Raw genomic sequence first — 13,262 nt, forward strand, 5'->3', positions numbered from 1 at the left:
GATGAATAACTGGGTATTAGTGACCGGAGGCAGTCGGGGAATCGGCCGAGCGTTGGTGGAGGCGTTGGCTCAGCGTTGGAATATCGTTTTTACCTGGCGTAATGATGAGCAGGCCAGTATCGAAGTGGCTACCTCTTGCTCGGACTCACCTGGCTGGGTCGCCGGCTATCAGTGTGATGGCAGCAAGCAGGAGGATGTCGATCGCCTGGCGCCTGAATTACTCGCCCGTTATGGCGCTCCCTATGCGGTGATTCATAATGCCGGCGTTACGCTGGATGGGCTGCATATGCAGCAAAATGGAGATACCTGGCGTCAGGTTATAGAGACTAACCTTAATGCGGTGTTTTACTGGAACAAGCATCTGTTGCCGGCAATGATGTCACAGGGGGAGGGGGCACTGTTGCTGATGTCCTCAGTCAGTGCGATTAAAGGTAATATCGGGCAAACGGCCTACGGAGCCAGTAAGGCCGCGATGGTGGGGTTAGGACGCTCCTTGGCTCAGGAACTGGGGCGCTTTGGCATTCGCGTCAATTGCTTACTGCCGGGAATTATTGACAGCGATATGACACGTAACATGCCGTCGGAAGCGTTAAAAGCGCTGCGTAAGCAAGTGCCGCTGCGGCGGCTGGGGACAGCGCAGGAGGTTGCCGCCGCGGCGACGTTTATGATCGGGGCTGAGAGCCGTTATATGACGGGGCAAACGCTGGTGCTCGATGGGGGGCTAACCGCCTGACGCTATCAGCTTTCTCGGTGATTGGACGAAAGGAACGAGCCTGTCTTGTTCCTTTTTTTATCCGAATTAAACCTACTAGATGCTATTGATTATACCGGTGCTGATTTTGATAAGTATACCTGATATATATTAAACCACTTTCGGATTTTAAATAATTATTGTGAATGTTACATGGTGATCATTGGTGCTGTTTTCTATCTTACGTTAAGAATATTCTATTTTACTGGCGTTTCAGAGCTATTTCTTATCATCATTTTTTCTCTGGCTCTATCGGAAAAATATGGCGGCCGCCTGTTTTTTTGATTTATATTACACCTTCACGAAGTTCGGATTTTATCTACTCCATATCGGTTCGAATAATCCACCGGGTTTAATCCGTCATAGTTAATACCTATCTTTTGATCTCGGTAGAAAAATACGCTCGTCGGTCAATAATTGCACGCTCAGTGGGGTGAGATGGGATGTGGCTGTTACCTGAAAGCAAATCCGTTATACTCGCCACAGGATTGAGGACCTATCCTTTTAGATGGAGTAACGGCTCCAAACATCAGTTGTGGACATAAAGAGGGAATTAATACATCCACATTTTCTTTGTGAGAAACAATGAGGCACTATGAAAAACCGCAAACATCTGACCCCATCCGAAGTGGAAAAATTGCTTGAGGCAACGCTGAGAGGTAAGAATCCTGAGCGAGACTACTGCTTGATTTGGATGTGTTTTATTCATGGGTGCCGTGTCAGTGAGATCAACAGTTGGCGGCTGTCAGACATCGATCTGGAAGGGGGGAATATTTACATTCATCGTTTAAAAAATGGTTTTTCAACCATTCATCCTGTATACGTGCGCGAAAGAAAATGTTTGCAGCGCTGGTTGGCGAAGAGAAAAAGCTACCGTGGTGCTGATAGTGAATGGTTATTTCTTTCCAACCGAGGCTCCCGACTTTCTCGTCAGAGGATCTACTGGCTGATTAGGAATTACAGTCAGGCGGCAAACCTTGAAGTTAATGCGCACCCTCATATGCTACGTCATGGCTGCGGATATGCATTAGCCGATCGCGGTATTGATACGCGTTTGATTCAGGATTATCTGGGACATCGAAATATTCAGAACACTGTATTATATACAGCGAGCAATGCCGGGAGATTTAAAGAAGTTTGGTAACTAGGTCGGTAACCAAATATTACTAATGAGTCATTTTGAACTAAATTGCAACATACTCTAAATTCGCCCCCCAATAATGTCAACACTCGTCATGGTAGAATTCCCTTCCTCTGTGAAAAATCCTTTTTAAACATTGTGTTATCTGCGATTTTTCCGTCACTGCCCACACGAAACAAACAAAGACCCTTCCTATGAAATCACACAGAAAAATCCCAGCAACGGCCTCAGTCAGCAATTAGTTAGTTTTATTGACTGATATTTTTTGATTTTATGGGATTATATTCCTTGTTTAATTTTTACTTGCCTATAAATAAGTCTTTTATCCTGAATGAGTCATTTTAGTTCAAAATGAATCGTTTGGTTGGAAAAGTTAACACTGCCCAAACTTATGGCTGAGGTGGCTTCCGCGGTTCATGAACTAAATATCAAGGAATGGCGTAATGTTACGCCAGGAATATTCAAATGCATGTCAATGCATTAATTTCTAAAGGAAAGGAAGTATGAAAAAGAATCTGCTCGCTGTTGCTGTATTGGCCGCATCTGCGTTTTCCTCCGCTGTTCTGGCTGCTGATGGCCAGGTTAACTTCACCGGCTCCATCACCGATGTCGCTTGTGAAATTGATGCAAGCTCCAAGAACCAGATCGTTGACATGGGCAAGATTGCCACGACCGCGTTTGCTGGTGCAGGCTCTACTGACAAAGTCACCGCAGGCGACAGACGCTTCAGCCTGATTCTGAAAAACTGCCCGGCTTCTGTCACGGCTGCTGCCGTTCGCTTCGGCGGTAAAATGGTTCCTGGCGCTGACGGCGTACTGGCATTGACTGATGCAGCAGATATGGCGGAAGGCGTCGGTGTTCAGATTAGCGATGAGCACAACAACGTGATCAACCTGGGTCTGGATTCTGCAGTATTCCCTCTGGTTAGCACCGCTGACAACAAGCTGAACTTTATGGCGAGCTACTACGCGCTGGCGAATAAGGTAACGCCAGGTACAGCTAACGCTGTAGCGCAGTTCACCATTGTATATCAGTAAGGTTTAACCGCCTGAGTCCTGCTCAGGCGGCGTAAATCCAGCCAGGGTAGTTCCGGCTGCCCTGGTTGTTTTCTTCACGGTTTAACCAGGCAGGCAATACGAATGAAAGTTTGGCAGAGTGCGCTGGTCGCAGCGTTATTGATGACAATGGGTACTCAGGTTCAGGCCGGTGTGATTATCGGCGGAACGCGCGTGGTATATGACGGTGGAAAAAAAGAATCCTCTCTGAGTATCAGTAATCCGGACAAGGTGCCGTATCTGGTTCAGTCCTGGATTGATGCTGGCGAAGACAGCGCGGTTAAAGCACCGTTCATCATCACTCCTCCTCTGTTCCGCCTGGACGATGGGCAAAATAACATTCTGCGCATTGTGCGGGCTGGCGGTGCATTGCCGGACGATAAAGAGTCCTTGTATTGGCTCAATATCAAATCGATTCCTTCCGCACCGAAACAGGACAATACGCTGCAAATTGCGGTGAAAACGCGCATCAAATTGATTTATAGACCGCGCGGTCTGGAAGGCTCGCTGAACGATGCCGCGCAAAAGGTGACATGGCAGCGTAACGGCAATGCTCTGCAGGTTTCCAATCCTTCACCTTATTACCTCACTTTTTTCAACGTTAAGGTAAATGGTGTGGCAGTAAAAGACGCCACGATGGTTGCTCCGCGTTCCAGCGCGCGTTTCACCTTGCCGTCAGGTAATTCCGGTGGTGCATTGACCTGGCAAATCATTAATGACTTTGGTGGGGCCAGTAAAGCGTTCACTGCCAATTTATAAGGCACTTGACCGTCTTTACATAAATATCCTTGGGCACAGGCAGTGCCGGGGAAGGACGCGATTGCCGGCAATTCGGCGTCGCTGAAAAATGGAGTTATAAGGATGAATAACCCGAAGCGTAGCAGCCCGCGAGGGCTCAGAAAAACCCCGCTGGCTTGGTTGATCTCTTGCCAAGTGGCGATGTTGATGGGCTTTTCTGGCTTGGCGCAGGCTCGTGACTACTTTAACCCCGCGCTGTTGGAAATTGATAACCCCGACCAACGTGGCGTAGACCTTTCTGTGTTTGAGGAAGGCGATACTCAAGCGCCGGGGAAATATCGCGTGGATATTTATGTTAACCGCGAAATGATAGAGACTCGCGATATTGATTTCTTTCTGAGCCGGGACAGTCGCGGCCAGAACAGTTTGCAGCCATGTTTGGATGATAAACTGTTGGAAGCCTTGGGGGTGCGCGTTGAAGCTATTCCTGCCATTAAGGCGGGGGGGAAATGCGTTAACATCGCTCAGGTGATTCCTCAGGCTTCATCCACTTTTCGTTTCGGTCAGCAACGTCTGGAGTTAAGTATTCCTCAGGCTGCCCTTAAGACGCAGGCGCGCGGTTACGTTTCACCCGACAAATGGGATTCCGGCATACCGGCATTGTTGGCCAACTACAGCTTCAGCGGCGCTAATAATAAAGCGCGGCGCGGCGACAGCAGTGACAGCGACAGCTATTACCTGAACCTGCGCTCCGGGCTTAACCTGGGGGCGTGGCGTTTGCGTAACTATTCTACCTGGACCCGCGATAGTAATGGAGAGAAACAGTGGCGCTCCATCAATACCTATCTGCAGCGCGATATTATTGCGTTAAAAAGCCGCCTTACCCTTGGCGATAGCAGTTCGTCCAGTGATGTGTTTGACAGTGTCCCTTTCCGAGGTGCCCAGTTGGCCTCAGATGACGATATGCTGCCGGATAGCATGAAAGGTTATGCGCCAGTGGTGCGCGGCATTGCTAAAAGTAATGCGCAGATCACCATTCGACAAAACGGCTATGTGATCTATCAGAGTTATGTGCCGCCAGGACCGTTTGAAATTAAAGATCTTTATCCGACATCGGGCAGTGGCGATCTGAGGGTCACGATCAAGGAAGCCGACGGCAGCGAACAGAATTTAACGGTGCCATTTGCTTCAGTACCGGTGTTGCAGCGTGAAGGTCGTTTCAAATACAACATCGCCAGCGGCCAGTTCCGTTCTTATCTTAATGACGTCGACAAACGGCCATTCACTCAAGCGACAGGTATCTATGGTCTGCCGTGGGGGGCGACCATCTACGGTGGTATTCAGGCTGCCAGTAAATATCAGGCGTTGGCATTGGGTTGGGGGCAAAACCTTGGCTTGCTGGGCGCGCTTTCAGCCGATGTGACGCAGGCTTGGACCAAGCCAGAACTGCGGCCAAAAGAGCACGGCCAATCCTGGCGTCTGCGCTACGGCAAGAGCTTTGCCGAAACGGGTACCAGCTTCAGTTTGGCAAGCTACCGTTATTCGACCAAAGGTTTCTACACCATGCAGGAAGCATTGGAAACCTATACCAACGGCGCATCAATCAGGTTCCCATTACATAAGAAGAGCCGTTCTGAACTCACCATGAACCAGAACCTGTGGGAAGGCGCCGGGGCACTGTCGCTGAGTCTGATGAATGAAGAGTTCTGGAATGACAATCGTCGCAGCCAGTCTGCCAGTGTGGGTTACAACAACAGTTGGTCAGGTGTCAGCTACGGCTTGTATTACACCTACGCGAAAAATGGTTACAACAGCGATGGCTCTCGCTCAAGTAATGAAGACCACATTGTGGCCTTCAACGTCAGCGTGCCGCTCAGCCGTTGGTTACCGGGTGCTAATGCGACCTATAGCGTTAACAGCAGCCGTAACGGTAATACCTCGAACCGGGTTGGATTACATGGCACCGCGTTGGAAGGGGGTAACCTGAATTACAGCATCAGTCAGGGGTACACCAGCCAGGGGCAAGGAGCTAGCGGTAATGCCAGCGTTGATTATCGTGGCGGTTTGGGGCAGGCGAACGTGGGCTACGGCTACGATCGTGATATGCAGCGCCTGAGCTATGGCCTGCAGGGCGGTATCTTGCTGCATGAAAACGGCTTGACACTTTCTCAGCCATTGGGTGAGACAGTGGCGTTGGTCAAAGCGCCAGGCGCGAAAGATGTTCGTATAGAAAACCAGACCGGTGTTAGCACCGACTGGCGGGGTTATGCGGTGGTGCCGTATCAGTCGCCGTATCGTCGCAACAATATCAATATGGATACCACAACGTTGCCGGACGATGTCGATATGACATTAACCAGCCAGTCGGTGGTGCCGACCCGTGGTGCCGTAGTGCGAGCGGAATTCAAAGCCAACATTGGCCAGCGCGTGTTGATGACGTTGTTACGTCAAGGCGGGGCTGCGGTGCCGTTTGGCGCAACTGTCACCGATTTGCTTAATCCAGATAACAGCGCCGCAATCGTCGGCGATAGCGGTCAGGTGTACCTGTCCGGTCTGGCGGATAGCGGCAAGCTGAATGTGAAGTGGGGCAACGGTGCCTCGCAGCAGTGCCAAGTGACCTATAGCTTGGATGCCAAAGTGCAGAATTCTGCGATCCGTACGGTCAATGCTCAGTGTTTATAAGGTTTTAATTATGAAACTTAAATTAATATTCAGGAAATTATCAGTTTTCGTGGTTTTGACCGTTGCGGGAATGTGTGCTCCACAGGTATTGGCTGCTCCTGCGCCGGGAACCTGCGTGAGCGAGGGGGGAACACAAGAGTATAATTTTGATTTTGATGCATCCTTTGATGCGCCAGAACAGAATACGACAGGGAAAATTATTGAGAACGCGTCCGGGAATAAGTGGAATATAACAAAGCCTTATATAGCAACGTGTGGCTGTAACACAATGACGGCGGCGTATTTTACGGCTAATCCTTCATTGAGCAAAGGCTTGGATTTTACTGATGGCTCGGGATTGCAGTATTATATCCTGAATGATTTTTTGTCGGTAGCCAGTAGGGTATATATTGCTGGTGGGCTGGGTAAGTATATTCCAGTTCCATTCGCTAACGTCAGTAACGGAAATGATGCTTATAGTGTCACGTGTAACGGGAAAAAAAACGAGTATTATAGTGGCGCCAAAGGCTCTATTAATCTCCGCTTCCGTCGGCCTTTCGTTGGCGTGCAGGTGATTCCGACAACGCGTCTGGTTGAAGTCTATATGTCATCAACGGCGGGCGTCAGTAGTCCGACACCGGTATCCTTTGTCACCATGAGCGGCACGGTTACCGTGCCGCAAAACTGTGAAATCAGCCCGCAACCGGTGATTGTCAATTTTGGCGACATTATGTCAACGGATTTCAAAGAAAAAGGAAAAATGCCGAGAGGTTTCACTCCGCATCATAAGGAGCTGACGTTAGCGTGCCGTAATATATCCGATGGAGTGAAGATCAGCCTTTCATTCCAGGGGGAGGCCGATCCTAATGAGCCGGACGCGTTAAAGAGCAGTAATAAAGATATCGCGGTAAAAATTGAAGACTCATCATCTAATGCTATTATTTCGCCAAATAATGGACGTTTGCCCGTCATTATGAACTATGCGGAACAAAGTGGAATAACCGGGATGACGCTTTATCCAGTTAACACCACGAATAAAGCTCCGGAAGTCGGTGTATTTAACTCGACGGCAACGATTAGGGTTGAGATTGAGTGAAAATACCATATGTGTTGTTGAGTAGTGTGTTGTAGCGTGTTTTATAAGGATATTACTAATGAAGGAACTCAAATTGAACGTGATTAAAGGTAGCATCGCGGCATTACTGACCGCAACGTTGGGGATGAGCCATACTGCACTGGCGGACACTCAGTTAAATATTACCGGCACTATCAAGGCTTCGCCGTGTAATGTGGTTAACGACACTGGCAGCGGCATCTCGGTAAATCTGGGTGATAACATCCAGGCGGCAACGCTGGGGCAAGCGAACAGCTTTACCGAATGGAAACCTTTCCAACTTATCCTGGAAGATTGTCCGACGACGACTTCATCCGTAACGGCAACCTTTAGCGGCACTCCAGCGGATGAAAGTGCTGATTTGTATAAAAATACCGGCGATGCACAAAAAGTGCAGATTGATTTGCAAGATGCCACAGGTACCAAGCTGGGCAACGGTAAGTTTCTGAAGCAGACTATCGTAAACAACGCCACTACTTACAACCTGCAAGCGCGTGCTTACTCTACTGCGGGTAGTGCAACGCCAGGGTCTATCGTAGGTACGGTAATGGTTGCCTTTACCTACGAGTAAGTGAAGCCTTACTCATAATAAAGCCCCCTCCGAAAATTCGGAGGGGCTTTGTTAGATCGCTATACGGTGAGGAACATTAAATGGAATTAATCATGCTGTTATCCTTTCTGTGGTTTTTATTTGTCAGCATATTTTCTTTTTATATGCATGCGAGATTTATGGCAAAAAGAACTATTCATTCGGTCAGAATGATTGTTAATAGTTAGTGCTAATCCCGTTGCATCTGTAAATGTGTAATAGATCGATCCCAAAAGGAACAGGGAGAATTGCTATGACGGCAGTCCATTCTTATCAGCGGGGGAGTGCCCACTCACCTGGTACCAATGGAAAAAGCGAACAGGGCGTTATTGTGATGGAAGCCTGTCCGATGACGGCTCTCGGTATGCGTAATATTCTTGCGCAATCCTGTACGCAGTCAGAAAATATCAAGCATGTTAATAACTTGGCAGCCATTCCTAATCTGATGCGCAGCCAGCCGACTTCATTGTTGATCATGGAACTGTGCGGCGAGTCTGAATCTGTACTGGACGGGTTACGCTTGATCTCAATGTGCCTGGAGCACTGGCCGTCGACGGCGATCGTCGTTTGCACTGCGCTCGACGATCCGCGGGTATTGCAGTTGCTTACGGTTTCAGGTGTTAAAGGATTAGTACTGAAGCAGGAACCAGCCATTGCGTTGGCGCAGTGTGTTCAGCAGGTACTGGCCGGGCGTCGTAGCTATAGCCATAAGGTACGTCAGCTATTGGTTAATCAATCCATTGGCGGTAAGGCTTTGACTGCGCGCGAGCTGGATGTATTGGCTTATCTATTCTCTGGTAAAAGCGTCACTGCCGCAGCATTGATGATGCATCGCGATGTGCGCACTGTCAGTACGCATAAGCGCAATGCCATGCTGAAACTGGGGTTTCACAATGATGGCGAGCTCTTTCTGCAAGGGAAATGGATGGCAAAAACCGGTCCGGTGTTTGCCAACTGATTCTTTAATGGTGGGAATTTTTTCTCAAATGGGTTATGCAAGTTATTGAGACAGGAGGTCTATATGCAGCCTTTAACGCCAAACTCTACCAGTATCGCCTTAATGGATCGTTACCCGTTAACGCTAGTCGGGCTATCTGGTTTCATTGAGGGGCTTAATGCTCCAACTCAGATTGTTGTGCAGGAAACAAGCATGACCGCGGTATCTGAAGCATTATTGTATCAGCCAACCGATATCCTTATTACTGAACTGAGCGGGTTGAGTGAGACAATTGCCGAGGGACGGAAAAAATTATTAGAATTATGCGTACAGCTCCCATCGTTAAGGGTCATTGTGTATACCCGCTGTCAAGCTGGTGATGAATTAAAGGCGCTGTTGGAACAGGTTAATATCAGTGTGATTGCCCGTGATGATACTTTACCTCAGGTCGGTGAGTTCTTTACTCGTGTATTCGATGGTGAGCGTGTGCTGAGTCCATTAATCGGTACTTGCCTGGCACGCAATGATAGTGAAGAAATTTACAATCTGCATCATTTGACACGTTGTGAAAATGATGTTTTGACATTTTTATTTAATGGTATGAGTTTGCGTCAAATCGCAGAGTTGCAGAGACGCAGCATTAAAACGATCAGTGCGCACAAGTGTAATGCCATGCGTAAATTACAGGTGAAAAATGATAGCGAGCTATTTTCCCTAAAGAAAAATATTACGCAACAATTTGTTGTGAACGAGTAATGACATCGGCAGTGCTTGTAATAGTCGTTGAGGGTTCTTTGGCGTAGTGATTATTTGCCTTACATGGATAAGGGTATGACGGTAGACAGCCAATCAATATCGCGCATCGCACTATTAGTCTCCTGTCAGTTAACCGCTTACGGGCTTGAGCTGCTATTGGCGCATGGTTTGTCACAGAAGCGAGAGTTTTGGCATTTAGATTCTCTGTCCGGCGTTCGTCGGCGGTTATTACAGCATGTCGACATGCTGATTATTTCTTTCAGCATACGGCAGTCAGATTGGTACGCACGCTTACTAATGCTGGAAGCATTGCGTCACCTTCGGCCGGAAATGCCGATTGTGGTCATCATTGATGACCATATCCCATTTTTATTGCAGCAACTTGATGCCCTGCGTATTAACGGGGTTATCAGTCAGCATGATTCGTTAAATGAAATTAATGATGTACTGACGCAAATTTGCGTTGAAAGAAGATCAGAGCGGTATTGTTTGAAAAGCACTTTGGCAGAGCAGATTGATGCCAATGCGTTATCCCAACGGCTCAGTATGTCGGAACTGCAGGCGTTGCGTTATTTGCTGGGCGGACATTCATTGCAGCAAACGGCCACGAAGATGCAGCGTAATGCGAAGGCGATCATCGCGTTGAAAAATAAAGCCATGCGTAAGCTGGGAATCAGCCACAGCGCTGAACTGGTTGTGATGCGCAGCATGCTGGAAAACCAGTACCGTCAACGGTTGTCGTTGGCCAAATCGTTTATTGCTCACCGCATGCCAGTAACGGTGAGTCGCTAGGGCACCGATGAAATCATTGTGGATTGAAAAACAGTAAAAACAGGGTTGCCGCCGCTAATGATGACATCGGCCAGGGAAGCAACTACAGGTCATCCTCCAGTAATAAGGAAAAGGTAAATAGTGAAACATTTGCAGATAACCAATAAACATGCGCATTTGCTGATTGGCGTCATGATGGCGGGGAGCCTGTTGCTTACCGGTTGCCAGAGTAAAAAAACACGCAGCCTGGTATCTCCACCTGTGGCGGTTGCGCCTGCGCCTGCGCCAGTAGCCTCGCCGCCGCCGGAAAAGAAAGAGAGCCGTATTACTTTGTGCCAGAGTGAGCTGGCGTCGCTGAAAAAGGTGAACCCTAAAGCATATGCGTTGCGAAAAGCCTATTTTGACAGCCTGGTTAATAGCGTGTCGGTGTATGGTGCCGTACGTGGTGATGTTAATGCCTTGACCAAGGATACGCTTGATGCGTTGTACAAATACAAAACGAATCAGGCCTGTTCGATGATTGAACGTGACGTGCTTGATGCGTTGATCCGTAAAGGGGAGAGCGTGAAGTGAATCAGGGGATTAAGTATGGCTTTTTGTTTGCTCTGACGCTGCCGTTTGGCGCAGGGGCAGCAAACAGCTTCAGTGATGAGCAAACGTTACAGTCGCTGGATGCCATCACCCGCAGAGTTGACGATGCGCCAGCACTCTTGCTGCTGACGCCTTCTCAGCTGGAGGCAATTGATTCGCCACCGGAACAGAAAGCGGCACAGCAAGCCAGAAATAGTAACCAGTTGGATAAACGAGCGGCGAAGCAAAACGCCGCTTCTTTGCGAGAGCTGAAGTCGCAGCAGGCGAAGATCAATCAGCTCAACGCCGCGTTGGCTAAGCAGAATAGAGAGCTAAAAAAGCTGCGCGAGGCTGCACGGGCGGATGGCGATTCACGTGTTGAAGTAGATCGCCTGAAAAAATCATTGCAGGAAAGCTTACAAAAAACGGAAAACATGCAGCAGCAGCTGTCGACGATGAATGCTGCGCAAAGTGACAGGCAACAGGATGGCGTCAGATTACAGCAGGCGCTGGAGAAGAGTCAGCAGCAAAGTTCAGAATTACAGAAACAGGTTGCTGCATTGACCATCGCGCAGGATGAACGGATCAAACAGCATCAGTCTATACAGACAACGCTAGATGAAAGCCGAAAACATATCGAAGAGTTACAAAAGCGGCTAGCGGCGTTAACCGATCAGCGTAAACGTAAGGATAAGGGGAGCGCAGTGTTGCAGAGCGCTTTGGATGAAAGCAAGAAGCACGGCGCAGAGCTAGAAAAGCGGCTGACAGCCCTGATATCTCAGGGTAAGGCAAAAGAAGAAGATGCCGCGGCATTGCAGAAAGCGTTGAATGAAAGCAACAAAGAACGCGGCGAGTTGCAAAAGCAGCTGGCTGCGTTGGCTGAGCAACATAAGACAAAAGAGAAGGGCACCGCTGCGTTGCAGGACGCGCTGGAAGAGAGCAAGAAAACGGGCGCAGAGCTGCAGAAACAGCTGACGACGTTGCTTGCTCAAGGTAAGGCGAAAGAGCAGGACGTTGCCGCACTGCAGCGCGAACTGGAAGAGAGCAAGAAAACGGGCGCAGAGCTGCAAAAACAGCTGACGACGCTGCTTGCTCAAGGTAAGGCAAAAGATAAAGATGTCGCCACACTGCAGAACGCACTGGAAGAGAGCAAGAAAAATGGCGTAGAACTGCAGAATAAGCTGACGGCGCTGGCTGCTCAAAGCAAGACGAAAGAGAAGGATGTTGCTGCACTGCAGAGCGAGCTCGAAGAGAGCAAGAAAAGTGGTGCAGAGCTGCAGAAGCAGCTGACAACGCTGCTTGCTCAAGGCAAGGCGAAAGAGAAAGATGCTGCCGTGCTACAGACCGAACTCGATGAGAGCAACAAGGGCACGCTGGCGCTGAAAAAACAGCTGGCGATGCTGACAGACCAGGCTAAGGCGCAAGAAAAAGATCAGGTTGCGCTACAGCAGGAGCTGGCCGCGCTGAAAAAAGAGCGCGCCGTCCGTAAGGATGTCATGGCACCGCCGAAAACGGCCAACGAGATTCGCGATTATGCGATCGGCAGTTCGTTGGGCAATGACGTGTTGGCTCTGCTGCAAGAAAAAATTGCTCAGGGGATCAAAATCAATGAAAGCATGGCATTTTCCGGCGTGCAGGATGCTTTAGAAGGCAAGAACAAGCTGGGGCAGGATAAGATTGCCAAAGCGTTATATGAAACAGAAGTGGCGCTGAACGAGAATGAGAAGAAGTTAAAAGCAGAAACTGAACGACAAGGTTTACGCTATGTTGAACAGTTCAGGAAGAAGAAGAACGTCAAGAAATCATCAAGCGGTTTCTATTATCGGATCGATTACCTTGGTACCGGGAAAATAGATGATAGCGATACGGTTGCCGTTGTTGTGAAGGAAAGTCTGACCAACGGTAAAGTGATTAAGGATATGGATATTGCGGGCACCTCTATTTCACAGCCGCTAAGTAGTTATCCGGTTATGTTCCGTGATGCAATCAAACAATTGCAGAATCACGGCACAATGACAATGGTGGTGCCGCCTGAACTGGCATATGGCGATAAGGGGTTGGCGCCGGATATTCCTCCGGGATCTACTATGGTTTATAACATCAGAATTCTTGATGTATTGCCAGCGGACGACGCAGCTGGCAATAAAAAATAACGCTTATCGCTGGAGTAATGTGAGCG

Annotated in this window: 12 protein-coding genes; all 12 read left to right on the forward strand. The window is 48.8% G+C overall.

Features of this window, described 5'->3' with window-relative positions:
* Position 1: 1 nt before the first annotated feature.
* The 12 genes from FO014_RS15200 to FO014_RS15255 all read left to right on the forward strand — a co-directional run bounded on the left by FO014_RS15200 (position 2) and on the right by FO014_RS15255 (position 13,236).
* Complete coding sequence (locus tag FO014_RS15200; protein WP_160030135.1) at positions 2–733, forward strand: SDR family NAD(P)-dependent oxidoreductase; 732 nt, start codon at positions 2–4, stop codon at positions 731–733.
* A 613-nt stretch (positions 734–1,346) separates the two neighbouring features.
* On the forward strand, positions 1,347–1,895 hold the full coding sequence (locus tag FO014_RS15205; protein WP_160030136.1) for a tyrosine-type DNA invertase: 549 nt from the start codon (positions 1,347–1,349) through the stop codon (positions 1,893–1,895).
* Between the two features lie 500 nt (positions 1,896–2,395).
* Entirely contained in the window at positions 2,396–2,929 is a 534-nt protein-coding gene (locus FO014_RS15210; RefSeq protein WP_160030137.1) for a fimbrial protein, read from the forward strand.
* Between the two features lie 102 nt (positions 2,930–3,031).
* A complete protein-coding gene (locus tag FO014_RS15215) occupies positions 3,032–3,706 on the forward strand; it encodes a fimbrial biogenesis chaperone (protein WP_160030138.1) in 675 nt (224 codons plus the stop codon).
* A gap of 102 nt (positions 3,707–3,808) precedes the next feature.
* The gene (locus FO014_RS15220; RefSeq protein ID WP_160030139.1) at positions 3,809–6,367 is read left to right on the forward strand and encodes a fimbria/pilus outer membrane usher protein; all 2,559 of its coding nucleotides are present in this window, start codon (positions 3,809–3,811) and stop codon (positions 6,365–6,367) included.
* Positions 6,368–6,377: 10 nt separating this feature from the next.
* Entirely contained in the window at positions 6,378–7,442 is a 1,065-nt protein-coding gene (locus tag FO014_RS15225) for a fimbrial protein (RefSeq protein WP_246167974.1), read from the forward strand.
* Positions 7,443–7,500: 58 nt separating this feature from the next.
* A complete protein-coding gene (locus FO014_RS15230; RefSeq protein ID WP_160030140.1) occupies positions 7,501–8,031 on the forward strand; it encodes a fimbrial protein in 531 nt (176 codons plus the stop codon).
* A 271-nt stretch (positions 8,032–8,302) separates the two neighbouring features.
* Entirely contained in the window at positions 8,303–9,007 is a 705-nt protein-coding gene (locus tag FO014_RS15235; protein WP_160030141.1) for a LuxR C-terminal-related transcriptional regulator, read from the forward strand.
* 63 nt (positions 9,008–9,070) lie between these two features.
* Positions 9,071–9,742: a response regulator transcription factor gene (locus FO014_RS15240; protein WP_160030142.1), complete on the forward strand. Its 672-nt coding sequence runs from the start codon at positions 9,071–9,073 to the stop codon at positions 9,740–9,742.
* Between the two features lie 75 nt (positions 9,743–9,817).
* Entirely contained in the window at positions 9,818–10,534 is a 717-nt protein-coding gene (locus FO014_RS15245; RefSeq protein WP_160030143.1) for a hypothetical protein, read from the forward strand.
* Positions 10,535–10,654: 120 nt separating this feature from the next.
* Positions 10,655–11,086 carry a hypothetical protein gene (locus FO014_RS15250; RefSeq protein ID WP_160030144.1) on the forward strand — a complete coding sequence of 144 codons (432 nt, stop codon included), beginning with the start codon at positions 10,655–10,657 and terminating at the stop codon, positions 11,084–11,086.
* Complete coding sequence (locus tag FO014_RS15255) at positions 11,083–13,236, forward strand: FKBP-type peptidyl-prolyl cis-trans isomerase N-terminal domain-containing protein (protein WP_160030145.1); 2,154 nt, start codon at positions 11,083–11,085, stop codon at positions 13,234–13,236. Before FO014_RS15250 ends, FO014_RS15255 begins: the two co-directional genes overlap by 4 nt.
* Positions 13,237–13,262 lie beyond the last annotated feature (26 nt).

This window comes from Serratia rhizosphaerae, from assembly GCF_009817885.1.
Classification (GTDB): Bacteria; Pseudomonadota; Gammaproteobacteria; order Enterobacterales; family Enterobacteriaceae; genus Serratia_B; species Serratia_B rhizosphaerae.

Bases quoted from the DNA above. Each gene is read 5' to 3' on its own strand.
- FO014_RS15200 (WP_160030135.1), top strand. From the start codon at position 2: ATGAATAACTGGGTATTAGTGACCGGAGGCAGTCGGGGAATCGGCCGA.
- FO014_RS15205 (WP_160030136.1), top strand. From the start codon at position 1,347: ATGAAAAACCGCAAACATCTGACCCCATCCGAAGTGGAAAAATTGCTT.
- FO014_RS15240 (WP_160030142.1), top strand. From the start codon at position 9,071: ATGCAGCCTTTAACGCCAAACTCTACCAGTATCGCCTTAATGGATCGT.
- FO014_RS15230 (WP_160030140.1), top strand. From the start codon at position 7,501: ATGAAGGAACTCAAATTGAACGTGATTAAAGGTAGCATCGCGGCATTA.
- FO014_RS15235 (WP_160030141.1), top strand. From the start codon at position 8,303: ATGACGGCAGTCCATTCTTATCAGCGGGGGAGTGCCCACTCACCTGGT.
- FO014_RS15210 (WP_160030137.1), top strand. From the start codon at position 2,396: ATGAAAAAGAATCTGCTCGCTGTTGCTGTATTGGCCGCATCTGCGTTT.
- FO014_RS15245 (WP_160030143.1), top strand. From the start codon at position 9,818: ATGACGGTAGACAGCCAATCAATATCGCGCATCGCACTATTAGTCTCC.
- FO014_RS15215 (WP_160030138.1), top strand. From the start codon at position 3,032: ATGAAAGTTTGGCAGAGTGCGCTGGTCGCAGCGTTATTGATGACAATG.
- FO014_RS15225 (WP_246167974.1), top strand. From the start codon at position 6,378: ATGAAACTTAAATTAATATTCAGGAAATTATCAGTTTTCGTGGTTTTG.
- FO014_RS15220 (WP_160030139.1), top strand. From the start codon at position 3,809: ATGAATAACCCGAAGCGTAGCAGCCCGCGAGGGCTCAGAAAAACCCCG.